Below are 21,070 nucleotides of genomic sequence, written 5' to 3' on the forward strand. Positions count from 1 at the left end.
CAAATTGTTTTGAAGGCAGCAGCACCATGAGCACTATTGATTACGCGCCTGAAATGATTGAACGCGGCCGGCTGCTGTTTGCGCGGCCGTTCCTGTTCGTCAAAGGCTGCGTCAGCATTGCCGATCTGCCCGAAATGGACCGGGTGGAAATCTCGTTCGCCGGCCGCTCCAATGTGGGCAAGTCGAGCCTGATCAACGCGCTATGCGGTGTGTCGGGCCTAGCGCGCACGTCCAACACCCCGGGCCGCACGCAGGAGCTCAATATCTTTGAGAGCCAGAGCGAAAACCTGCGCATTGTCGATATGCCCGGATATGGCTATGCCCGCGCGCCCGAGGACAAGGTGCGCAAATGGACCCGACTGGTGCATCGCTATCTCACCGGCCGCGCTACGCTGCGCCGCGTCTATGTGCTGGTCGATGGCCGCCATGGCCCCAAGGAAAACGATCTGGTGGTGATGAACGAACTCGACAGCACCGCGGTGAGCTATCAGGTGGTGCTGACCAAGTCGGACAAGCCGACCAAGGAAGAGCTTGAAAAGGTCATTGCCAAGACCCAGGCGGCCATCGCCAAGCGACCCGCAGCACATCCGCATGTGATCCTGACCTCGTCGGTCAAGGATGTGGGCCTGAAGGAACTGCGCACCGAAATCGCCATGCTGCTGGAAAGCTGATCAGCTTTTCTTGAAGAACCGGGCGATGTAGTCGGCAGTCTGAGCGCTGTCCGATGGAGTAGCGATGGACGAGACTGCGGTGTCGACCAGCTCGTCAGGCACATTGCCACGGCGCAGTTCGGCCAGTGCGACCGTATAGGCATCGTCAAATTCGGGATGCGGCTGGAGGCTGAGCGCTGCGCCATTGCCATAAGCCAGCCCGGCATTTGGCGTGAACGCTGATGCCAGAATGACTTCGGCATTGGCTGGCGGGGTGATGACCTGATCCTGATGCGAACAGGCGATGGCCAGACTGGCCGGGGCGGCCTGCATATAGCGGGGCCGCTGGGTCACGGCATAGGTATGGCGCCCCAGGCCCCAGCCCTTGTGCGATTTGCGCACTTCGCCACCAAGCGCATCCGCCATGATCTGATGACCAAAGCAGACCCCGAGCATGGGCGTGCGTTGCTGATAGCCCTTGCGGATGAAATCGCGCAACGGATCGAGCCAGGCCAGCTTGTCATAGACACCGGCGGCCGAGCCGGTGATGACAACGCCTTCAAGGCGATCAAGATGGGGAAACGGTTCGCCATCGGCGATGTTGATGGTCTGGTACTCGAAGCCCTGCCCTGTTCGATCGAACATGGCCTCGAACATCTGGCGATACGGAACGAAGCGGGAGCGCAGCGGCGCGGGCACTTCACCGGTCTGGATAATGGTCAGTTTCATGGGTGGTGGCATCACTGAAAGAGACCACCCTTAAACGCCTTCGGCCGACGCAAGGCAATGCCTGCATCGGCCGAAGTGGGGAGGATTAGAAACAAGCGGGACTACTTGTCCGAACGGGGACGGGTCTTGCCCTGGTCGGGATGTTTGACCTTGGCTTCGCCCGGGGCCTGACCAAACTCGGTGCCCCCGAGGTGACCGCCAGCGCTCATCTTTTCGACCTGGGCCAAATCGTGCTCGACCTGTTCGGTAATGCTCTTGCTCATGGTTGGTCTCCTTTTGCTGGAATTTCCAACCGCTCAGGAGCCAAATCGTTCCACTAGGCGGGCACGAAGTCGAGCGAAACGCCATTGATGCAGTAGCGCAAACCGGTTGGTTGCGGACCGTCCTCAAACACGTGACCTTGATGACCACCGCAATTGGAGCAATGCACTTCGGTGCGGGTCATGAACAGGCTTTGGTCCACCGAGGTGCCAATGGCGCCTTCAATGAAGGTATAAAAACTGGGCCAGCCGGTGCGGCTGTCATACTTGGTTTCGGAGGCAAAGAGCGGCTGTGCACAGCCGGCGCACACAAAGGTGCCAGTGCGTTTCTCGTCATTAAGGGGCGAGGTAAAGGGGCGCTCGGTGCCTTCGTGGCGGAGCACGTCATAGGCGCTAGGCGATAGCTTGGCGCGCCATTCCTCATCGCTGAGCTGGTAGGGGAAGTCGCCTTCTGCGGCCTGGGTAGAGCCCATGGAGCGCAGGCCGAAAAAGGCGCCGAAGGCGGCGATGGCGGTGCCACCCAGAAGATTACGTCGGTTCATAGCCATGACAGTTCTCCTTTACGAGATTGCCCCGCGCCCGGGACCGCAGGAGGGAGTGCGGGCAGCGGCGCGGGGCGTATTGACGTGCACTATACGTTCTTGGGCAAGACAGTGGCACGTCAAGATTTGGTGAGAGACTGCACGCCGGCAGCCTCTCTCATGGGGCCATTCGCAGTGGCCCCATGATTGGTTACATAGCCGAGGCTGGGGTCAGCACAGCGTCGATGACGTGGATGACGCCGTTGGACTGGATGACGTCGGCAACCGTGACGTTGGCCACGGTGCCGTTTTCGTCGGTGACGGTCACGCCGCCATTTTCAGCCTTCAGGGTCAACTTGCAGCCACCAACGGTGTCCACAACGTGTTCGCCGCCATCGGCTTCAACCATGCCAACGATATCGGTGGACAGGGCCTTGGCGGGGATCACATGGCACGCCAGAATGGTTGCAAGGGTGTCCTTGTTTTCTGGCTTGAGCAGGGTTTCGACGGTACCGGCTGGCAGGGCGTCAAAAGCGGCGTTGACGGGGGCCAGCACAGTGAATGGGCCTTCGCCGGAGAGGGTCTCAACCAGGCCAGCGGCCTGTACGGCTGCAACCAGCGTGGTGTGGTCAGCCGAGTTCACGGCGTTTTCGACGATGTTCTTGTCGGCATACATGGCGGCGCCGCCAACCATTGGGTTGTCCTGGGCCATTGCACCACCGATCGAAGCAGCGGAGAGCATGGTAGCGACGGTAAGTGCGCGGAGAGAGAAGTTCATTGGGTCGTTCCTTCCTGTGTTTCGTTCCCAGTTCGCTTGGGACATGTGGAGGAACGGACGGTTTTCCGGATAAGTTTCAGATTGTTTCGCGAAATCGGAAAATAGTTTGAAATTTTCTTCGACGCACCTGAAACCCCTATATTTACTGGTACAAACAAAACTGCCGTCGACCAATTTAGGATCAACGGCAGTACTTTTTTCGATCACAAATATTCTTATTTTCTAGTGATCCAAGAAAACTATATCTTCGTAACGGCGCCCTTGGCCACTATGGGACCATGCGGATTGCCATCTGGCGAGCCACCGGCCTCCTCGAGGGTAATAGCCAGTACAGACCCTTCACCCCAACCGGCCATCACGTCAGGAGAGATCTCCACGGCACTCCGCTGATCGACGGGAATGACGCCCATGGAGATGGGGTTGTTGCCGCCCTGAATGGCCCAGAGCTCGAAATCCTTGTTCGGGACAGCGTCGCCCGAAAGCGCAGTGAGCCGAACATTGCCGCTGCCATCATAGAGAGCGACAAACTTGACGGCGCTGCCTTCTTCCTCGAGCGCGGCGACCAGTTGCGTGGTCAGACTTGAAACGTCGCTGGCAGGCTGCATCAGATTGAAGCCCACGGCAGCCACGGCAACCGCAAGGGCGCCGGCAGCAATTGAACGCCACACCATCAGGCTCTCCCAGAAGCTGGCCGTCGGACGTGCCTTGACCACGTCGCCAAAGGCGCGTGCTTCGATAGCGGCGTAGATGTGGCCGGGAACGGGGGTTTCTTCGTATTCCTCGTTGAGCGCGGCAAAGCGCGACACCCAGAAGTCGCGTTCGGCACGCAGGCCCTGGTCGTTTTCGATCAGGCGACCGACGCGCTCGTGTTCGCCGCTGGAGAGAAGGCCGAGCACATACTCGGCCACCAGGGCGTTGCGGTCCTCGCCATCCTTGATGTGGTCATCTGTGCTCATGCGCTCAGGCAATCTTTCAGTTTGATCAGACTCCGGCGCAGCCAGGTCCGCATCGTGTTCAAAGGCACGGTATGACGGCTCGCCAGTTCCTCATAGCTATAGCCATCAAGATAGGCACCGCGCACCGCATCGGCACGATCAGGTTCGAGCGTGCCCAGACATTGTTCGATCTGGGCTCTTTCCTGGTTGTCCTGCGTGGCCCGCTCGGGAGAGGGACCAGCATCGGGAATTTCCAGCGCCACATCGATATCGTCAGAAACCGGGCGACGGGCCCGCAGAATATCCAGTGCGTGATTGCGTGCCACGGCAACGAGCCAGCTAATGGGGCTGGTATTGCCTGCCACGTAACGATCGGCGCGTTGCCAGATCTTCACATAGACTTCCTGAATGGCCTCCTCGGCTTCTGATCGGTCCTTCAAGATACGCAGGGTGACGCCAAAAAGTTTCGCGCTGGTCCGCTCATAAAGAGTGCGGAAGGCAGCGCGGTCGCGCAGGGCGCAGCGCGAAATCAGATCAGCGATGTCCTGGGACGGCGTCTGTGTCATCGTCATGGTATAGCGGACCTCCGGGCAGTGGCCCATCCCCCGCCTTGCCCCAGGCGCGGTCTGGCAAGAGGTTATACGCGCCTATCGCGGAAAAGGATCAGTCGCAAAACCGGTACAAGCGTCTTTTCCTTTGCAGCCGAATGCTCTATTCCCGGTGCGGACTTTTTATTGCCGTTCGACCAACCGATTGGGTCTGCCAAATGTCCGATAAAGCCGCCGAGACCGACCGGTTCAGCCACGATGCTGGCATTCTGGCCCAGGCGCTGCCCTATATGCAGCGCTATGAAGGAAAGACCGTTGTGGTCAAGTATGGCGGGCACGCCATGGGTGACGCCAAGCTGGGTCAAGCCTTTGCCCGCGACATCGCCCTGCTCAAGCAGTCCAAGGTCAATCCGATTGTGGTGCATGGCGGTGGGCCGCAGATCGCGCTGATGCTGAAGAACCTTGGCATTGAATCCAAGTTCGAAGGTGGGCTGCGCGTTACCGACAAGCGGACGATGGAAGTGGTCGAGATGGTCCTGGCCGGCTCGATCAACAAGGAAATCGTGGCGCTGATCAATGCCGAGGGCGAATGGGCAATCGGCCTGTGCGGCAAGGACGGCAACATGGTGTTTGCCCGCAAGGCCGAAAAGACCGTCAAAGATCCGAACTCCAATATCGAGCGCGTGCTTGATCTGGGCTATGTCGGTGAGCCGGTCGAGGTGGACCGCACCCTGCTCGATCTGCTGGCCCGTTCAGAGCTGATCCCGGTGATTGCGCCAGTGGCGCCGGGTCGCGATGGCAATACCTACAATATCAATGCCGATACCTTTGCTGGCGCGATCGCCGGATCGCTGGGTGCCAAGCGCCTGCTGTTCCTGACCGACGTACCCGGCGTGCTCGACAAGGACGGCACGCTGATCCCCGAGCTGAGCGTGCGTGAAGCCAAAGAACTGATCGCTAATGGCACCATTTCGGGCGGCATGATCCCCAAGGTGGAAACCTGCTTTGCCGCGCTCGAAGATGGTGTGGAAGGCGTGGTCATTCTCAATGGCAAGCAGCCCCATGTGGTGCTGGTCGAGCTGTTCACCGAGTTTGGTGCCGGCACGCTGATCATTCGCTAGGGCGCGCTCCGAAACTACACGAGAAAGGCCGCCATTTCTGGCGGCCTTTTGTTTTGGGATCAGACCTCGACCACAGCTGGGGCCGCGCCGGGTCGCTGTGCTGGCACAACCCGCTTGAACAGCGGGGATAGCAGCAGCACCACACTGAAACTGCCCATGACATAGAGCAGGGCTGTGCTGGCGGCACCGGCAAAGGCAGCGTGCTGGCTGGAGCCAGCGGCGAATGCTGTGCCCAGATTGCCAAAGAACAGCTCGCCGATAATGGCCACGCCCAGCGCGCCACCGACCTGCTGGAAGGCCTGTAGCGATCCCGAACCGGCCCCGGCGTCGCGCGGTGGCACATTGGCCAGCACGAGCTGGAACAGCGAGGAGAAGCCCAGGCCCAGCCCGATACCGGCAATCAATAGCGGCGGCAGAAAGGCCCAGTGATCAATGCTGTCGGTTACACCCGCGATATAGAAATGCAGCAGACTAATGCCCACCGTGATCAGTGCGCCAGCTGCAGCCAGACGGGCGCGCAAAAACCGCGCGCCAAAGCGGCCGGCAATGGCCGAGGCAACCAGAACACCGACCGAGAAGGGCGTGTTGGTCAGACCCGATTCGAGTGGAGTGAAGCCAAAGCCACCTTGCAGGAGCAGGGAAATTACCATGAACATGCCGGGAATGCCCGAGGCAAAAATGGTGGTGACAAAGGCGCCGAACATGAACTGCTGATTGGTAATCAGATCGAAGTTGAGCAATTGCGACAGACCAGCGGCAGCGCGGGCGCGGGTCCACAGGACAAACAGCACCAGCAGCACCAACCCTGTCGCGATCATGGCAAACGCCCAAAGCGGCCAGCCATAGGCGCGCCCCTCGATGATGGGGAAGATCACGCACAAAATGCCCAGACCAAACAGCAGGATGCCGACATAGTCGTTACGCAGGACCGCATGGCCGGGAAGCCGCGGGATGAGGAACCAGCCTGCAACCACGGCGGCGATGCCGATGGGAATGTTGACCAGAAAGATTGGCTGCCAGTCCAGCCCGAACAGATTGGCCGAGACCAGAACGCCGCCCAGAATGGGGCCACAAACGGCGGCCAGACCCGCGGACAGGCCAAACAGGGAGAAGGCCTGACCGCGTTCGTGGGGCGGGAAGGTGACCGTGGCGATGGCCAGCACCTGCGGGGTCATCATGGCGCCAGCCAGACCCTGAATGACACGGGCCGCGATGAGGAGTTCGATATTGGGAGCCAGACCACACAGCGCCGAGGCGGCCGTGAAACCGGCAACGCCCCACAGGAACAGCGTGGTGCGCCCGACAATGTCGCCGAGCCGTCCGAATGGCAGCAGGCCCAGGGCAAAGGCCAGAATATAGCCCGCGACAACCCATTCAATCTGGTTGTCCGTGGCACCCAGCCCTTCGCGCATGGAGGGCAGCGCCACATTGACGATGGTGACGTCGATCAGGTTCATGAAATTGGCAATAAGCAGCACGAACAGCGCCGGCCAGCGGCGTGGATCGGGCGCGTCGGTGGCCATCTGGCCCCCTGCTGCGGCTGAGTGAGCAGACATCAGGAATGATCCTCTAATAATTTGGGGTCGGCAATGAAGGCCCGCTCCACTTCGGCTATCAAAAGGTCGAGCGGGAACCGGGTGGAAAAGCCTTTGCGCCAGTGATCGGACAGGGCGCCGGTGGTGATCAGGGCAGCACTGGTGGGGTCAAGATTGGCGCGAAACATGCCTTCGGCTATGCCGCGGGCAAAGATCTCGGCAAACTCGTCGCGCCAGTGGTCGTACATGGGCTGCATGATGTCGCGAATGGCGGGCTCAATCCGGGCCTTTTCAGTCAGCACGGTCAGCACGATGACCAGTTCTGGCATATCGAGAGTGGTTTCACGGAAATCTGCGAATTCGAGTCGCAGCAGTTCCAGCGCTGTCTTGCCTTGGCGCGAATTGCGCTGGGCCTGAACCCTGAAATCGTGCCGAATGCTCTCGGCCACCAGCGCGACCAACTCGGCCTTGGAAGGCACGTGATAGTGCAGCGTGGCAATGTTGATGCCGACGCGTTCGGCAATGTCGCGTGTGCGCAGACCCTCAAGGCCTTTTTCCACGATGATGTCGCGTGCAGCTGCCGCAATGGCCAGTCGGCGCTCATTACCGCTTTCGCGTCTGGTGGGTGGGCTATCTTGGGTCATGCGGTCCTCTGAACGCGGCTGCTATACACCCGTGACATTTATCAATCAATCATTTGATTGAGAATAATGTCAGCTGCGCATAGGCCCGCTTGCATGCGTGCGGATTCCCAAACTTCCGAACCGGCAACTGTCTCGAACTGTCTCCCCTCCCCTGTCTTCGCCCCCAAGCCCATACAGGTCATCAAGCGCGCACGGATTGGCGCGCCACTGTTGACAAATCTGCCGCCAAAGCGTTGCTCGCGGACATCATTGGAGTGCCCGCCATGCAGGATTATGTCCGCCGCATCCTCACCTCATCGGTCTATGAAGTGGCCGAGGAAACACCGCTGGAAAAAATGGTCATGCTCTCGGCGCGACTGGGCGTTGATGTGCAGCTCAAGCGCGAGGACATGCAGCCGGTCTTTTCGTTCAAGATCCGTGGCGCGCATAACCGGATTGCCCAGCTCAGCGCCGATGAGAGGGCGCGTGGGGTCATCTGTGCCTCGGCAGGCAATCACGCGCAGGGCGTTGCGCTGTCAGCCAGTCGGCTGGGTATCAAGGCGGTTGTGGTGATGCCTACCACCACGCCGGTGATCAAGATCAATGCAGTGCGCAAGCGTGGCGGCGAGGTAGTGCTGTTTGGCGACGGCTTTGATGCAGCCCGCGCCCATGCAGCCAATCTGGCCGAAAAGCACGGCTATGTGGTGGTGCATCCCTTTGACGACCCCGACGTGATTGCCGGGCAAGGCACGGTGGGCATGGAATTGCTGCGCCAGCATCCGGGCCCTATCGGGGCGATCTATGTACCGGTTGGTGGTGGCGGGCTGGCAGCGGGCATTGCCGCCTTCGTCAAGTTTCTGCGCCCCGAAATCCGGGTGATCGGGGTCGAGCCCGAAGAGGCTGCCAGCATGAAGGCTGCGATTGCAGCAGGCCATCCAGTTGCGCTGGACCAGGTCGGGCTGTTTGCCGATGGCGTGGCCGTGCGGCAGGTGGGCGATGAGACCTTCCGGCTGTGCCGCGAACTGCTCGATGACATTGTCACCGTCAGTGCCGATGAAATCTGTGCGGCGATCAAGGATATCTTTGACGATCACCGCGCCATTGCCGAACCGGCCGGCGCTCTGGCGCTGGCGGGTCTGCGCCGTCAGGTCGAACAGGGCGAAGCGCCCGAGGGCGCGCTGATTGCCATCAATTCGGGCGCCAATGTCAATTTCGACAGGCTGCGTTACGTTGCTGAACGGGCCGAGATTGGCGAGCGCGCCGAGGCGCTGCTGGCGGTGGAGATCCCGGAGCGCCCCGGCAGCTATCGGGCGTTCATGCGTCTGTTGGGACCGCGCGCGATCACCGAATTCAACTACCGCTTTGCCCATGGCGAGAGCGCCAAGATCTTCGTTGGCATCAAGCTGACCGGTGGCGATGCCGAGAAACACGAGATCATCGCGCTGCTGCGCAAGAATGATCTGGGCGTGATCGACCTGACCGACAATGAAGTGGCCAAGCTGCATGTGCGCCACATGGTGGGTGGCCGGGTCAAGGACCTCAGCGACGAAGTGGTCTATCGCTTCCAGTTTCCCGAGCGGCCCGGCGCCTTGCTGAAATTCCTTGAAGGGCTCAACGACGCCTGGAATATCTCGCTGTTTCACTACCGCAACCATGGTGCCGATTATGGCCGCGTGCTGGTCGGGGTTCAGGTACCGGCGGAAACCCACGCCGATTTCATCGCTCATATCGATGCAGTTGGATTTCCCTATTGGGCGGAAACCGACAATCCAGCCTATCGGCAGTTTTTATGAGAACAGTTTGAGTGTCGCGACAGCGCAATAAACACGCAATAGTATGACAGGCCCTATTTGTGGCTGCTTTGCATTGCAATTGGACTGCTGCAACGCCATTTGCAAAAGTTCAGACCACAAGAATTTTTGACGACGCCTAGCCGCTAAAAAATCAAAGCAATAACCAGCCGGAGACGCCATATGTGGACCACCAGAACAACCATTGTGATGCTGATGAGTGGCGTGGCCACCATCGCCTCGCTGGGTCAGGCCAGCGCGCTTGAAGCCCAGGCCTTTGTTGATCGCCTGACGGCGGTGTACAAATCGGCGGGGTTGGATTTTGAGTTTGGCGCCGCCACCATGGACGGCGACACCATCATTGTCGATGGCGTGACCATCTCGCCAGAAATGCATGGCGGTCAGGATCCGATGCACCTTGACACTGAGATCACCTTCTCGGGCGTCACCGAGGGTGACGATGGCAGCTACTATGCCGACAGTGCCACCATTCCCGACATCGAAACCGAATTTGCCGATGATCCCAAGGGAGAGTTCAGCCTCAAGGATATCCGGATCGAGGACCTGTATGTTCCCGGTGAAGATCCTGTGCCGGCCATTGCCAATATGCAGCTGGTGGGCGCGATGAGCACAGGCCCGCTGTCGGTGCGCCGCGCTGGTGAGGAAGTGATCGCCTTTGAGAGCTTTGTGAACAACTACAGCTACAATCCCGCTCAGGGCAGCGCTGATCTGGTCGATATGCAGTCGAGCGTGCTGATCAGCGGCATTGAGGCTGATCTGTCGAGCGTGAGCGAGGAAGACCCCGGCGCCGGTGCAATCATCGAGGCGCTGGGCCTGACCCAGATTTCGGGCGATATCAGCCAGGAATCTTCCTGGTCGATGGCCGACGGTCATCTGACGATCGATGAATTCCTGTTCGACTTCGCCGACGTCGGTGCGCTGGATATTCAGGCTGAAGTAACGGGCCTGACGCCAGCGGTGATCGAGCAGATCGTTGCCATGCAGGCCAATATGGAAGCCGGTGGCGAAATGACCGACGAGAAGGCCCAGGCGCAGATGATGCAGGGCATGGCCATCATGCAGGGCGTCTCGATCGTGGGCGCTTCGGTGCGCTATGACGATGCGTCGCTGGCCAGCAGCCTGATCGATTTCTTTGCAACCCAGTCGGGCGCCGACCGCGACACCTTTGTGGCAGGTCTGAAATCAATGCTGCCCATGATGATCGGCGAGACCGGCATTCCGGCTCTCAAGGATATCGTGGTGCCGCCTGTTGAGGCATTCCTGGACAATCCCGAGAGCCTTGAAGTGCGCATTGCGCCACCATCGCCAACCTCGGCGCTGGTGCTGATGGCCGCCGCCGCCAATCCAGCCGGCCTGATCAAGGCGCTTGGCCTGGTTGTCGAAGCCAATATGCCGCTCGAATAGAGCCCGAAGGAGAGCGGCGCAGCCGTGCCGCTCTCCAGGCCGTGAGATGAAACATTCAGGAATTTCGGGCATAGTGGCGACATGAATGATTTGACGCCACCGATCCGCAGCCTGAGCCATGTCACCGACTGGGTGTTTGACCTGGACAACACCCTGTATCCGCGCAGCTGCAATCTGTTCGCGCAGATCGACATCAAGATCACCGAATATGTGATGGGGCTGACCCAGCTTGAGTTCGATGCCGCGCGAACCCTGCAGAAGGGCTATTACCGCGATTTCGGCACGACGCTGAACGGCTTGATGAGCCAGCACAAGGTCGACCCGGACCACTTTTTGGATACCGTGCACGCCATCGACTATTCACCGGTCGATCCGCATCCCGATCTGGTGGCGGCGATCCGTGCCCTGCCCGGTCGTAAGTTCATTCTGACCAATGGCGATACCGGCCATGCCCGCGCCGTACTGGCCAAGCTGGGCGGCGGCGACCTGTTCGAGCATGTGCACGACATCCGCGCCATGACCTATGTGCCCAAGCCGCATCGCCAGGCCTATGAGGGCTTCTTTACCCTGCACGACATCGACCCCACCAGCGCGGTGATGTTTGATGATCTCGAGAAGAACCTTGTGGTGCCCCATGATGTGGGCATGGCTACCGTGCATGTGGTGGCAGGCGAGGATTTTGCCCATGATCAGGTCGAGGCCTGGGAGCTGGGTCGCAGCAACGGTCCGCATATCCATCACATTACCGATGATCTGGCCCGCTTCCTGCGCGAGCGCCCCTGATCAGATATTGTTGAGGTGAAGCAGATTGCCGTCGGGGTCCTTGAACCAGACGGCCTTGAAGTCACCCGCCACATGCACATCGCCACGCCGCTCGATGGTGTCGTAATGCTCGAAGGTCACGCCCTTGGCCTGAAGGTCGGCGACAATGGCGTCAAACTGGTCCCCCACACCCCAGACCACCGCATTGGCCTGATTGGTGCCTGCATGTTCTGAGACATAGACAATCAGTGACGTGGTGCCCGTGCGCAACTGGAGCACATTGCCGTCATCCTTGATCAGCTCAAGGCCCAGAATGGTGGTGTAATAGTCGCGCGCGCGGCCAATGTCGGTAACGGCCAGAATGGCTGAAGAATCGATGTCGCTGAGCATGTGGCAAACCCTGCGGGCCCTGGTTGGGATAACTGAGAATAAGCCGGTGCAACCAAGTGGTCCAGCGGCGGGTTTACAGCGTGCACGTCAAATTGTATGACAAATCAGTCCATCGGCAATTGCCGATGGAACGAGGGGCGGTCCAGTGCCGCAAAACAGCAGGAAAATCTCATGGAATATCGTCGCTTGGGCAAATCTGGCCTCAAGGTCAGTGAAGTCTCGCTTGGAAGCTGGGTCACCTTCTCCAAGCAGGTGGATCACTCCGAAGCCATGGCCCTGATGAGCCTGGCCTATGACGAAGGCATCAATTTTTTCGACAACGCCGAAGGTTATGAGGCCGGCGAGTCCGAAACCCTGATGGGCGCTGCGCTCAAGGATCTGGGCTGGAGCCGCGATAGCTTTGCAGTGTCCTCCAAGGTGTTCTGGGGCGGCAGCAAGCCAACGCAGAAGGGGCTGAGCCGCAAGCATGTCACCGAGGCGTGCCACGCCGCACTCAAGCGGCTGCAGGTGGATTATCTGGACCTGTATTTCTGCCACCGTCCCGACATCGACACCCCGATCGAGGAAACCGTCTGGGCGATGCACAATCTGGTGACGCAGGGCAAGATCTTGTACTGGGGTACCTCGGAGTGGAACGCCCAGCAGTTGACCGAAGCCTGGGCCGTGGCCAAGGACCTCAAGATCACCCCGCCCGTGATGGAGCAGCCGCAGTACAATCTGTTCACGCGCGAAAAGGTCGAGAATGATTATCTGCCGCTTTATGACCTGATGGGTCTGGGTACGACGATCTGGTCGCCCCTGGCATCGGGCGCCTTGACCGGCAAATACAATGACGGCATCCCCGATGACAGCCGCCTGAACCTGCCCGGCTATGAATGGCTCAAGGACGCCTGGACCAGCGACGAGGGCAAGGCCAAGCTCGAAAAGATCCGCCAGCTGGCCGATCTCGCCAAGCAAGCGGGCATGCCGATCCATCACATGGCGCTGCTGTGGTGCCTGCGCAATCCGCACGTCTCGACGGTTATCCTGGGCGCGTCCAAGAAGTCCCAGCTGGCAGACAATCTGTCGGCGCTAGACAACAAGGCCAAACTCACGCCCGATGTGATCGAAAAGATCGAAGCGATCATGGGCAATAAGCCTGCTGAACGGCAGCGCTTCTAGCTGCATGTGCAGGCCTTCGCGCGCGTAGCGCGAAGGCCTGCGCTTTTGGCATGGTGGCTTGCCACGCAAATCAGTTTCAGAGTGCGCCGCGCCGGGATAACATGGCGACATGACCGACCTTCCCGGGCGCCGACCACCGCCCATCCCCGAACAGACCCCCAGTTTCCGCGAGCGCATAGATAATCTGCGCCATCTCGGGCGTCTGCTGGCGCAGATCTGGCGCACCAGCAAACCACTGATGGCGGCCAGCATCGGCTTACGCCTGGTGGCCTCACTGCAGCCCATTGCCATGCTGTATGTGGGAAAGCTGATCATCGATGAAGTGGTGCGCCTGACGGGCATAGCCGCGCCGGGGCCGGGCTTTGCCGAGTGGTGGAGCAGTGGCGCGTTGACACCCGTCATTGCGCTGCTTGTGATCGAACTGGCGCTGGTGCTGGCATCGGACCTGCTGAACCGCGCCACCGGGCTGGTGGATTCCATTCTGTCGGAGTTGCACTCCAATACCGTCAGCGTCGAGTTGATGGCCCACGCCGCTCGGCTCGATCTGGTGCATTTCGAGTCCGCTGAATACCAGGACAAGCTGGAGCGCGCGCGGCGTCAGGCGGCAGGGCGCAATGCGCTGCTCAGTCAGATGTTTGGGCAGGCGCAGGATATCATCACCGTGGCCACGCTGGCAGCGGGTCTGTTCATCTATGCGCCGTGGTTGATCCTGCTGCTGCCGATCAGCTTTGTGCCGGCGGTGTGGGGCGAGGCACGGTTCAACACGCTGGCCTATATGGTGAGCCGCTGGCGCACGCCCGAGCGGCGCGAACTGGAATATATCCGCCATGTCGGGGCCAGCGCCGAGACCGCCAAGGAGATCAAGCTGTTCGGTCTGGGCGGCTTCCTGATCGAGCGTTTCAAGACGCTGGCGCAGCGCATCTTTGCCGATAATCGCCGCATCGCCATGCAGCGTTCTTTCTGGGGCGCGCTGTTCTCGGCGATTTCCTCGCTGACCTATTACGGTGCCTATGGTTTCATTGTCTGGCGCACGATCATCGGCGACTTCTCGATTGGTGACCTGGCGTTCCTGTCGGGCTCATTCCTGCGCCTGAACGGGTTGTTCCAGAAACTGCTGCTGGGCTTTACCCAGATTGCCGGCCAGTCGATGTATCTTGATGACCTATTCTCATTCTTTGAGATCGAACCGGGCATCGTCTCGCCAGCTGAGCCCGAGCCGTTTCCAGACCCGATCGAGCAGGGCATCGTGTTCGAGAATGTAGGTTTCCGCTATCCCGATACCGAGACCTGGGCCCTGCGCCATCTCAGTTTCACGCTCAAGGCCGGCGAAACGCTGGCGCTGGTGGGCGAGAACGGGGCAGGCAAGACCACCATCGTCAAGCTGCTGACCCGGCTGTACGACCCCGATGAAGGGCATATCACCGTGGACGGCATCGACCTCAAGGATTTCGCCGTCGCCGACATCCACGCCCATATCGGGGTGATCTTTCAGGATTTCATTCGCTACAGCCTGTCGGCCCGCGACAATATCGGGGTTGGCCGGGTTGAGGCGCAGGGCGATATGGCGCGCATTGCCAGCGCTGCCGAACGCAGCCTGGCCGATGCGGTGATCGCCAAGTTGCCGCAGGGGTATGACCAGCAACTGGGGCGCCTGTTCAAGAAGGGGCGCGATCTCAGCGGGGGCGAATGGCAGAAGGTCGCCATTGCCCGCGCCTATATGCGCGATGCAGGTCTGATCATTCTGGATGAACCAACGGCCGCGCTGGACGCCAAGGCGGAAGCCGAAGTGTTTGCCCGCTTCAAAAGTCTGGCGGCAGGCAAGACGGCGGTGATCATCTCGCACCGCTTTTCGACCGTACGGATGGCGGACCGCATTTTGGTGATGGAAAATGGCTCCATACTTGAATCGGGCAGCCACGCAGAACTGCTGGCGCTGCGTGGTCACTATGCCGAATTGTTCGAATTGCAGGCGGCGGGCTATCGCTAGCGTGGACGCACCAGCACCCGCCCCTTGATCTCGCCGGCCAATATCTGATCGGCCGCGGCGGGCAGTTCTTCGAGGCCGATTTCGCGCACCAGATCGCCATAAGCAGCTATGTCGAACGTCTCTGCTATGCGCTGCCAGGCGGCAATACGGGTGTCGAAAGGCTGCATGACGCTATCGATGCCGATCAGGGTAACGCCGCGCAGAATGAACGGCAGTACATTGGTTTCCAGACCAATACCGGCGGCATTGCCCAAGGCGGCAACCGCGCCATCATATTTGACCTGTTTGAGCAGCTTGCTGAGCACCTTGCCCCCGACGCAATCAATGGCCGCGGCCCAGCGGGCAGATTCCAACGGCTTGTCGGGCTGCGCGAGAAACTCGTTGCGATCGACAATGCAGGCGGCGCCCAGCGCAGTGAGCGCCTCGGCATGCTGAGGACGCCCCGACAGGGCCGCCACGGTGTAGCCCAGCTTGGCGAGCAGGGCGGTTGCAATGGAGCCGACACCACCGGCGGCGCCCGTAACCAGCACCTCGCCCGATGCGGGGGTCAGCCCTGCCGCCTCCAGACGGTTGATCGAGAGCATGGCGGTCAGCCCCGCCGTGCCTACCACCATGGCTTCACGCGTGCTCAACCCGCCGGGCAGTGGCACCAGCCAGTCGGCATTGACGCGGGCGCGCTCGGCAAAGCCGCCCCATTGCACCTCACCGACCCGCCAGCCGGTGAGCACCACCTTCTGGCCGACCGCGTAGCGATCATCGGCGCTGTCTCGGACCGTGCCGGCAAAATCGACGCCAGCGACATGGGGATAGTTGCGCACCAGACCACCGCCCCCGGTCAGGCACAGGCCATCCTTGTAGTTGAGGCCGGCCCAGTCGATATCGATGGTCACATTGCCCTCGGGCAAACGCGCCTCGTCGATTTCAGTGACAGCGGAGCTGACCTTGCCCGCGTCGTCGCGGTCGGTGAGAAGTGCGCGAAATCCCATGGGGTGATCCTTCATCGTGATCGTTGTTGGGGGCAGTCTGCCCTGTTGGGTTCGATTTTCCAATCCGCCCTTTGGCGCGATCAATCGTCCTGCTGGGCGCAGCATCATGACCGCGCGTTAAGGCTGAAATGTGCGCCAACTTGCATAAGGGTCCAGTTGCGCCTATATTGACGTCATACGTTTCAGCGCATCATAGCTGTCCGACAGCCGGATTACCGGTCTATTGGCTTTCCTGATTTTTGCGAGCGTGTTGTACCGACCAGCATGGTGCTGGGCGGTCGCGATGCCGTTGGCCGCATTTCGTGCGCCTGCATCGCGCTATTAGAGCATGGCCAGCGTATCGCGGCCCCACAATTAAGACTGGTTCTGGCGCATTGCTGGACCAAATGAGAGATAATGACACAGTTTGATTTCCAGGCGCCTGCCGCGCTTTTTCTTGGCAGCGACTGGCACGTAGCGGCAGCCCAAGGCTCCCGCAAGTTTCGTACCGCAGCCCAGGCCCTTTGCTTCGCACTAGAAGAAGCGGCCCCGGTCAGTCTCAAGGGCGCAAGCCTGGAGGTGAACGGCAAGCGCTATAGCAATCACGAGATGATCTGGCTTCACAGGAGCCCCGATTATCCGCTGCCGCGCAAGAAGCTGCAAAAGCTTTCCCGGGCCCGTTCGCGGGCTTCTGCCATCAAGGAGCCGACATGACGTTCAATTACAATGCCGCCGCCGAGCTGTTCCCCAGCCGCCGGGTGGCCAAGTCGCAGCAGACCCAGTATCGCCGCTTTCCAAAGGCTGCCGAAGCCATTCGCTTCTGCATGGAAGAGCTGCCCGAAGCCGGGCTTGGCGGCACGATCCTCGAGGTCCGTGGCGGTCGTTTTGATGGCCAGGCCATCAAGGCTCTTTATGAAGCTGAAGACTATCCGCTGCCGCGTCAGGAAGTTGCCGCCTAGGCACCCGACCAGCGCGTTGCGCTAGTATCACATAAAAAACAGGCGGACGCTCGATCGAGTGTCCGCCTGTTTTGCTGTGGTCGTGGGCGCGCCTTAGGCGGCCTGGACGATCTCGACCAGCTCAACGTCAAACACCAGATCCTGCCCGGCAAGCGGGTGGTTGGCGTCGACCTTGACGATTGAATCGTCGACTTCCACGACACGAATGGGCAGCATGGAGCCGTCGGCCGTCTTGGCCTGGAGCTGCGTGCCCACTTCAATATCGATGCCGGCGGGCACCTTGGCGCGTTCCAGCGTCTGGACGGCTTCAGCGCGGTGCGGGCCATAGGCCTCGTCGCACGGAATGGTCACGGTGGATTTGGCGCCCTGCTCCATGCCGGTGATGTGCGCTTCAAGGCCACGGATCACCTGGCCTTCGCCAAGGGTGAACTGTAGTGGCTCGCGCCCTTCGGATGAATCAAAGGCAGTGCCGTCGGTGAGACGACCGGCATAGTTGATACGAACGGTATCCCCGGTTTTTGCTTCGGTCATGGCTGTTCTCCTATTCAAGGGGGCCGAGAAGAGGCCCAGTCTGGATCAGCCGCACGCCCGATTACGCACGACGGTGACCCCATTATGTAGGCAAAAGCGGCATAATTTAAACCGTTTGGGGGCAGAAACTTTGACGGGGCCGATTACTGTGCGGAGAACCAGGCCACCAGTTCAGCGCTATTGCGCACGCCAACAGCGCGCATCAGGCGCAGTCTGTGGGCCTCCACGGTTCGGCGACTAAGCCCTATTTCCTCGGCGATCAGCGCATTGGTCTTGCCCTGGGCCACCAGCGTCAATATCTGGCGCTGCCGTCCGGTCATGGCAGCCTCGGTCACCGGCCGGCTCATCGGCTCAAAGCAATAGAGCGCTTCAGCGAAGGGGTCAGTGTCGTGGCGCGAGCGGCCATTGACGCGGCACCAGAAACGCCGCCCGCCTGCCCCCACCATGATGCGCTCGTCATAATAGACCTGACCACCCGGCAAATGGTTGCGCCACATCTGCCCGGTGCGGACAAAATCGGCGATCTTGGGATAGAGCCGTGAGAAACTCTGGTCGACCAGTTCGTGGCGCCCAAAGCCGAACAGGCCGGCAAACTCGGCATTGCAATCGCGAATGATGCGATGGCTGGCAAATACCATCGGCACCGGAATATCGCCCAATGCGAAGCGTGGCATGGCCCGGTCGGCGGCCGATAAAGCAGGTGCATCCATAGGGTATAAATACGACTAACCGGGCAGCCTCAGCAAGACCTAGCCTTGAGCAAAGGCCGGCGCTGCGGGGAGCAGGGTTGCGCCCTATCCAGAACACTGTGAGGAGGACGGGCTGTGCAGAAAGTCTATGCGGACGCCACTGACGCGCTTGCCGGATTGCTGAAAGACGGAATGGTGGTGATGGCCGGCGGCTTTGGCCTGTGCGGCATTCCTGAATCACTGATCGCGGCGATCAAACAGTCGGGCGCCAAGGATCTGACGGTTATTTCCAACAATGCGGGCGTGGACGGCATCGGGCTGGGCACGCTGCTGGAGACCCGGCAGATCAAGAAAATGATCTCATCCTATGTGGGTGAGAACAAGCTGTTCGCCCAGCAATATCTGGCGGGCGAGCTGGAGATCGAGTTTACCCCACAGGGCACGCTCGCCGAACGCATCCGGGCCGGTGGCGCGGGCGTTCCCGCCTTCTTCACCAAGACCGGCGTGGGCACGCTGATTGCCGAGGGCAAGGAAGTGCGCGAATTCGACGGCGAGGACTATGTCATGGAGCGCGGTCTGGTGGCCGATGTCGCCGTGGTGCACGCCTGGAAAGGCGATGCGGAAGGCAATCTGGTTTACCGGAAGACGGCGCGGAACTTCAATCCGATGATGGCGACCGCCGGCAAGATCACCGTGGCCGAGGTTGAACATCTGGTCGAGACCGGCGCGATCGAGCCTGATCAGATCCACACGCCGGGTATTTTCGTGTCTCGGCTGATCCATGTTCCCAATCCGGTCAAACATATCGAGCAGCGCACCGTGCGGTCGCGCGCCACTGCGGAGGCAAACTGATGGCCTGGACACGCGAACAGATGGCGGCCCGCGCCGCGCGCGAACTCAAGGACGGCTTCTACGTCAATCTGGGCATTGGCATTCCCACACTGGTGGCCAATTTCATTCCGGACGGCATGGATGTGCGCCTGCAGAGCGAAAATGGCATGCTGGGCATGGGCCCCTTCCCGTTCGAGGGCGATGAAGATGCCGACCTGATCAATGCGGGCAAGCAGACGATCACCGAGTTGCCAATGACCAGCTTTTTCTCCAGTGCCGACAGCTTCGGAATGATCCGGGGGGGCATATCGATCTGTCCATTCTGGGCGCCATGCAGGTGGCCGAAAATGGCGATCTGGCAAACTGGATGATCCCGGGCAAGATGGTCAAGGGCATGGGCGGCGCCATGGATCTGGTGGCCGGCGTCAAGCGCGTGGTGGTGGTGATGGAACACGAGGCCAAGGGCACGCCTAAGCTGCTCAAGGCCTGCACCCTGCCGCTGACCGGTCAGCGCGTTGCCGATCTGGTGATCACCGATCTGGGCGTGTTCACCATCGCCCGGACCGGGGAGCCATCCATGGTATTGATTGAACTGGCCGATGGCGTCTCGCTTGACGAAGTGACGGCCAAGACTGAAGCGGCGTTCAGCGTTCAGCTGGACCAGGAGTAGCAAGATGCGTGATATTGTAATCGTAGGCGCCGCCCGCACCGCTGTAGGCGCCTTCATGGGTAGCCTCGCCAGCGTGCCCGCCCACGAGTTGGGTGCTGTGGCCATCAAGGCGGCTCTGGAGCGATCTGGTGTTTCTCCCGACGATGTCGATGAAGTCATTCTGGGTCAGGTGCTGACAGGCGGCGCGGGTCAGAACCCGGCTCGCCAGGCCGCTATGGCGGCAGGCATTGGCCAGTCAGCCACCGCATGGGGCCTCAATCAGGTGTGCGGCTCGGGCCTGCGCGCCGTGGCGCTGGGCATGCAGCAGATCGCCATGGGCGACGCGGAGATCATCGTTGCCGGTGGGCAGGAATCGATGTCGCTGTCGCCGCATTGCCAGCAATTGCGGGCACCGGCAAAAATGGGCCCGATCACCCTTGTGGACACCATGATGAGCGATGGTCTGGTGGACGCGTTTGGCGGCTATCACATGGGCATCACGGCCGAGAATGTGGCGCGCAAATTCGATATCAGCCGGGACACCCAAGACGCCTTCGCGCTGGCCTCCCAGCAGAAGGCTGCCGCAGCGCGGCAGGCCGGGCGTTTTGTTGACGAAATCGCACCGGTCACCATCAAGACCCGCAAGGGCGAGATCGTTGTCGATCAGGATGAATATATCCGCGCTGACGCCAGCGCCGAGGCACTGGCCAAGCTTCGACCAGCCTTTGACAAGGCGGGCAGCGTCACCGCCGGCAATGCATCGGGCATCAATGACGGCGCGGCGGTGCTGGTACTGATGAGCGCCGAGGAAGCTGCCAAACGCGGTCTGACGCCACTGGCGCGCATTGCCAGCTGGGCCACGGCGGGTGTTGACCCCGCACTAATGGGTACAGGCCCCATTCCGGCCTCGACCAAGGCGCTGGTTAAGGCGGGATGGAGCAGCGGCGATCTGGATCTGATCGAAGCCAATGAGGCCTTTGCGGCGCAGGCCTGCGCGGTCAATCAAGCGATGGCCTGGGCGCCTGAAAAGGTCAACGTCAATGGCGGCGCCATTGCGATTGGCCACCCGATCGGCGCCTCGGGCGCGCGCGTGCTGGTGACCCTGCTGCACGAGATGGTGCGGCGCGACGCACACAAGGGCCTGGCGACCCTGTGCATTGGCGGCGGCATGGGTGTGGCGCTGTGTGTCGAGCGCCCGTGAGCGCGTTGCGATCCCTTGCGCCGGGGCATA

The 21,070-nt window shown here is 60.7% G+C and carries 23 protein-coding genes and 1 pseudogene; 12 read left to right on the forward strand and 12 right to left on the reverse strand.

Going from position 1 to position 21,070, the window contains the following annotated elements:
* Positions 1 to 26 precede the first annotated feature (26 nt).
* On the forward strand, positions 27 to 671 hold the full coding sequence (yihA, locus tag AC0L37_RS16410) for a ribosome biogenesis GTP-binding protein YihA/YsxC (RefSeq protein WP_212659394.1): 645 nt from the start codon (positions 27 to 29) through the stop codon (positions 669 to 671).
* On the opposite strand, the gene AC0L37_RS16415 is transcribed toward yihA, so the two are convergent.
* The 6 genes from AC0L37_RS16415 to AC0L37_RS16440 all read right to left on the reverse strand — a co-directional run bounded on the left by AC0L37_RS16415 (position 672) and on the right by AC0L37_RS16440 (position 4,445).
* A complete protein-coding gene (locus tag AC0L37_RS16415; protein ID WP_282222614.1) occupies positions 672 to 1,379 on the reverse strand; it encodes a type 1 glutamine amidotransferase in 708 nt (235 codons plus the stop codon). It abuts the gene before it with no gap.
* A gap of 101 nt (positions 1,380 to 1,480) precedes the next feature.
* Positions 1,481 to 1,642: a hypothetical protein gene (locus AC0L37_RS16420; protein ID WP_212659393.1), complete on the reverse strand. Its 162-nt coding sequence runs from the start codon at positions 1,640 to 1,642 to the stop codon at positions 1,481 to 1,483.
* A 53-nt stretch (positions 1,643 to 1,695) separates the two neighbouring features.
* Positions 1,696 to 2,181 carry a peptide-methionine (R)-S-oxide reductase MsrB gene (gene msrB / locus AC0L37_RS16425; protein WP_269370796.1) on the reverse strand — a complete coding sequence of 162 codons (486 nt, stop codon included), beginning with the start codon at positions 2,179 to 2,181 and terminating at the stop codon, positions 1,696 to 1,698.
* Positions 2,182 to 2,371: 190 nt separating this feature from the next.
* The gene (locus AC0L37_RS16430; RefSeq protein ID WP_249327893.1) at positions 2,372 to 2,902 is read right to left on the reverse strand and encodes a fasciclin domain-containing protein; all 531 of its coding nucleotides are present in this window, start codon (positions 2,900 to 2,902) and stop codon (positions 2,372 to 2,374) included.
* A 275-nt stretch (positions 2,903 to 3,177) separates the two neighbouring features.
* Positions 3,178 to 3,894 carry an anti-sigma factor gene (locus AC0L37_RS16435; protein ID WP_269370488.1) on the reverse strand — a complete coding sequence of 239 codons (717 nt, stop codon included), beginning with the start codon at positions 3,892 to 3,894 and terminating at the stop codon, positions 3,178 to 3,180.
* Positions 3,891 to 4,445, reverse strand: a complete 555-nt coding sequence (locus AC0L37_RS16440) for a sigma-70 family RNA polymerase sigma factor (protein WP_249327869.1) — start codon at positions 4,443 to 4,445, stop codon at positions 3,891 to 3,893. The genes AC0L37_RS16435 and AC0L37_RS16440 overlap by 4 nt, the downstream gene beginning before the upstream one ends.
* 194 nt (positions 4,446 to 4,639) lie before the next feature.
* Between AC0L37_RS16440 and argB the strand changes: the two genes are divergently transcribed.
* Positions 4,640 to 5,542: an acetylglutamate kinase gene (gene argB, locus AC0L37_RS16445; RefSeq protein ID WP_282222613.1), complete on the forward strand. Its 903-nt coding sequence runs from the start codon at positions 4,640 to 4,642 to the stop codon at positions 5,540 to 5,542.
* Positions 5,543 to 5,601: 59 nt separating this feature from the next.
* Here argB and AC0L37_RS16450 read toward each other — a convergent pair whose 3' ends face one another.
* A complete protein-coding gene (locus AC0L37_RS16450; protein ID WP_282222612.1) occupies positions 5,602 to 7,098 on the reverse strand; it encodes a DHA2 family efflux MFS transporter permease subunit in 1,497 nt (498 codons plus the stop codon).
* On the reverse strand, positions 7,098 to 7,721 hold the full coding sequence (locus AC0L37_RS16455) for a TetR/AcrR family transcriptional regulator (protein WP_282222611.1): 624 nt from the start codon (positions 7,719 to 7,721) through the stop codon (positions 7,098 to 7,100). The genes AC0L37_RS16450 and AC0L37_RS16455 overlap by 1 nt, the downstream gene beginning before the upstream one ends.
* Before the next feature lie 263 nt (positions 7,722 to 7,984).
* Here AC0L37_RS16455 and ilvA point away from each other — a divergent pair, with 263 nt between their 5' ends.
* From ilvA to AC0L37_RS16470, 3 genes are all read left to right on the forward strand, one after another.
* Positions 7,985 to 9,493, forward strand: a complete 1,509-nt coding sequence (gene ilvA, locus AC0L37_RS16460) for a threonine ammonia-lyase, biosynthetic (RefSeq protein ID WP_282222610.1) — start codon at positions 7,985 to 7,987, stop codon at positions 9,491 to 9,493.
* A gap of 180 nt (positions 9,494 to 9,673) precedes the next feature.
* Entirely contained in the window at positions 9,674 to 10,915 is a 1,242-nt protein-coding gene (locus tag AC0L37_RS16465; RefSeq protein ID WP_282222609.1) for a hypothetical protein, read from the forward strand.
* 81 nt (positions 10,916 to 10,996) lie between these two features.
* Positions 10,997 to 11,698 carry a pyrimidine 5'-nucleotidase gene (locus AC0L37_RS16470; RefSeq protein WP_282222608.1) on the forward strand — a complete coding sequence of 234 codons (702 nt, stop codon included), beginning with the start codon at positions 10,997 to 10,999 and terminating at the stop codon, positions 11,696 to 11,698.
* Here the strand turns inward: AC0L37_RS16470 and AC0L37_RS16475 are convergent, their stop codons facing one another.
* The gene (locus AC0L37_RS16475) at positions 11,699 to 12,067 is read right to left on the reverse strand and encodes a VOC family protein (RefSeq protein ID WP_282222607.1); all 369 of its coding nucleotides are present in this window, start codon (positions 12,065 to 12,067) and stop codon (positions 11,699 to 11,701) included.
* A 171-nt stretch (positions 12,068 to 12,238) separates the two neighbouring features.
* Here AC0L37_RS16475 and AC0L37_RS16480 point away from each other — a divergent pair, with 171 nt between their 5' ends.
* Positions 12,239 to 13,228 carry a potassium channel beta subunit family protein gene (locus AC0L37_RS16480; protein ID WP_282222606.1) on the forward strand — a complete coding sequence of 330 codons (990 nt, stop codon included), beginning with the start codon at positions 12,239 to 12,241 and terminating at the stop codon, positions 13,226 to 13,228.
* Positions 13,229 to 13,337: 109 nt separating this feature from the next.
* Positions 13,338 to 15,215, forward strand: coding sequence for an ABC transporter ATP-binding protein (locus AC0L37_RS16485; protein ID WP_282222605.1), 1,878 nt, complete (start codon positions 13,338 to 13,340; stop codon positions 15,213 to 15,215).
* Here the strand turns inward: AC0L37_RS16485 and AC0L37_RS16490 are convergent.
* On the reverse strand, positions 15,212 to 16,201 hold the full coding sequence (locus AC0L37_RS16490; RefSeq protein ID WP_282222604.1) for an acrylyl-CoA reductase family protein: 990 nt from the start codon (positions 16,199 to 16,201) through the stop codon (positions 15,212 to 15,214). The genes AC0L37_RS16485 and AC0L37_RS16490 overlap by 4 nt on opposite strands.
* A 396-nt stretch (positions 16,202 to 16,597) precedes the next feature.
* On the opposite strand from AC0L37_RS16490, the gene AC0L37_RS16495 reads away from it, so the two are divergent.
* Positions 16,598 to 16,894: a hypothetical protein gene (locus AC0L37_RS16495; protein WP_212659381.1), complete on the forward strand. Its 297-nt coding sequence runs from the start codon at positions 16,598 to 16,600 to the stop codon at positions 16,892 to 16,894.
* A complete protein-coding gene (locus tag AC0L37_RS16500) occupies positions 16,891 to 17,139 on the forward strand; it encodes a hypothetical protein (RefSeq protein WP_212659380.1) in 249 nt (82 codons plus the stop codon). The genes AC0L37_RS16495 and AC0L37_RS16500 overlap by 4 nt, the downstream gene beginning before the upstream one ends.
* 93 nt (positions 17,140 to 17,232) lie before the next feature.
* Here AC0L37_RS16500 and AC0L37_RS16505 read toward each other — a convergent pair whose 3' ends face one another.
* Together AC0L37_RS16505 and AC0L37_RS16510 are read right to left on the reverse strand one after the other, a co-directional pair.
* A complete protein-coding gene (locus AC0L37_RS16505) occupies positions 17,233 to 17,670 on the reverse strand; it encodes an FKBP-type peptidyl-prolyl cis-trans isomerase (protein WP_212659379.1) in 438 nt (145 codons plus the stop codon).
* A gap of 143 nt (positions 17,671 to 17,813) precedes the next feature.
* The gene (locus tag AC0L37_RS16510) at positions 17,814 to 18,344 is read right to left on the reverse strand and encodes a LuxR family transcriptional regulator (protein WP_282222603.1); all 531 of its coding nucleotides are present in this window, start codon (positions 18,342 to 18,344) and stop codon (positions 17,814 to 17,816) included.
* 150 nt (positions 18,345 to 18,494) lie between these two features.
* Between AC0L37_RS16510 and AC0L37_RS16515 the strand changes: the two genes are divergently transcribed.
* From AC0L37_RS16515 to AC0L37_RS16525, 3 genes and pseudogenes are all read left to right on the forward strand, one after another.
* Positions 18,495 to 19,211: a CoA transferase subunit A gene (locus AC0L37_RS16515; protein ID WP_282222602.1), complete on the forward strand. Its 717-nt coding sequence runs from the start codon at positions 18,495 to 18,497 to the stop codon at positions 19,209 to 19,211.
* Positions 19,211 to 19,860: pseudogene (locus AC0L37_RS16520) on the forward strand (3-oxoacid CoA-transferase subunit B). Before AC0L37_RS16515 ends, AC0L37_RS16520 begins: the two are co-directional and overlap by 1 nt.
* 4 nt (positions 19,861 to 19,864) lie before the next feature.
* On the forward strand, positions 19,865 to 21,040 hold the full coding sequence (locus AC0L37_RS16525) for an acetyl-CoA C-acetyltransferase (RefSeq protein ID WP_282222601.1): 1,176 nt from the start codon (positions 19,865 to 19,867) through the stop codon (positions 21,038 to 21,040).
* The last annotated feature ends 30 nt before the right edge of the window (positions 21,041 to 21,070 follow it).

Source organism: Devosia sp. J2-20 (assembly GCF_055808475.1).

Excerpts from the sequence above, each read along its gene's own strand:
- AC0L37_RS16455 (WP_282222611.1), bottom strand. The coding sequence starts at position 7,721 with ATGACCCAAGATAGCCCACCCACCAGACGCGAAAGCGGTAATGAGCGC.
- AC0L37_RS16440 (WP_249327869.1), bottom strand. The coding sequence starts at position 4,445 with ATGACGATGACACAGACGCCGTCCCAGGACATCGCTGATCTGATTTCG.
- AC0L37_RS16420 (WP_212659393.1), bottom strand. The coding sequence starts at position 1,642 with ATGAGCAAGAGCATTACCGAACAGGTCGAGCACGATTTGGCCCAGGTC.
- AC0L37_RS16475 (WP_282222607.1), bottom strand. The coding sequence starts at position 12,067 with ATGCTCAGCGACATCGATTCTTCAGCCATTCTGGCCGTTACCGACATT.
- argB (WP_282222613.1), top strand. The coding sequence starts at position 4,640 with ATGTCCGATAAAGCCGCCGAGACCGACCGGTTCAGCCACGATGCTGGC.
- AC0L37_RS16490 (WP_282222604.1), bottom strand. The coding sequence starts at position 16,201 with ATGGGATTTCGCGCACTTCTCACCGACCGCGACGACGCGGGCAAGGTC.
- ilvA (WP_282222610.1), top strand. The coding sequence starts at position 7,985 with ATGCAGGATTATGTCCGCCGCATCCTCACCTCATCGGTCTATGAAGTG.
- AC0L37_RS16470 (WP_282222608.1), top strand. The coding sequence starts at position 10,997 with ATGAATGATTTGACGCCACCGATCCGCAGCCTGAGCCATGTCACCGAC.
- AC0L37_RS16510 (WP_282222603.1), bottom strand. The coding sequence starts at position 18,344 with ATGCCACGCTTCGCATTGGGCGATATTCCGGTGCCGATGGTATTTGCC.
- AC0L37_RS16450 (WP_282222612.1), bottom strand. The coding sequence starts at position 7,098 with ATGTCTGCTCACTCAGCCGCAGCAGGGGGCCAGATGGCCACCGACGCG.
- AC0L37_RS16480 (WP_282222606.1), top strand. The coding sequence starts at position 12,239 with ATGGAATATCGTCGCTTGGGCAAATCTGGCCTCAAGGTCAGTGAAGTC.
- AC0L37_RS16435 (WP_269370488.1), bottom strand. The coding sequence starts at position 3,894 with ATGAGCACAGATGACCACATCAAGGATGGCGAGGACCGCAACGCCCTG.
- AC0L37_RS16415 (WP_282222614.1), bottom strand. The coding sequence starts at position 1,379 with ATGAAACTGACCATTATCCAGACCGGTGAAGTGCCCGCGCCGCTGCGC.
- AC0L37_RS16525 (WP_282222601.1), top strand. The coding sequence starts at position 19,865 with ATGCGTGATATTGTAATCGTAGGCGCCGCCCGCACCGCTGTAGGCGCC.
- AC0L37_RS16485 (WP_282222605.1), top strand. The coding sequence starts at position 13,338 with ATGACCGACCTTCCCGGGCGCCGACCACCGCCCATCCCCGAACAGACC.
- AC0L37_RS16430 (WP_249327893.1), bottom strand. The coding sequence starts at position 2,902 with ATGCTCTCCGCTGCTTCGATCGGTGGTGCAATGGCCCAGGACAACCCA.
- AC0L37_RS16505 (WP_212659379.1), bottom strand. The coding sequence starts at position 17,670 with ATGACCGAAGCAAAAACCGGGGATACCGTTCGTATCAACTATGCCGGT.
- yihA (WP_212659394.1), top strand. The coding sequence starts at position 27 with ATGAGCACTATTGATTACGCGCCTGAAATGATTGAACGCGGCCGGCTG.
- msrB (WP_269370796.1), bottom strand. The coding sequence starts at position 2,181 with ATGAACCGACGTAATCTTCTGGGTGGCACCGCCATCGCCGCCTTCGGC.
- AC0L37_RS16465 (WP_282222609.1), top strand. The coding sequence starts at position 9,674 with ATGTGGACCACCAGAACAACCATTGTGATGCTGATGAGTGGCGTGGCC.
- AC0L37_RS16500 (WP_212659380.1), top strand. The coding sequence starts at position 16,891 with ATGACGTTCAATTACAATGCCGCCGCCGAGCTGTTCCCCAGCCGCCGG.
- AC0L37_RS16495 (WP_212659381.1), top strand. The coding sequence starts at position 16,598 with ATGACACAGTTTGATTTCCAGGCGCCTGCCGCGCTTTTTCTTGGCAGC.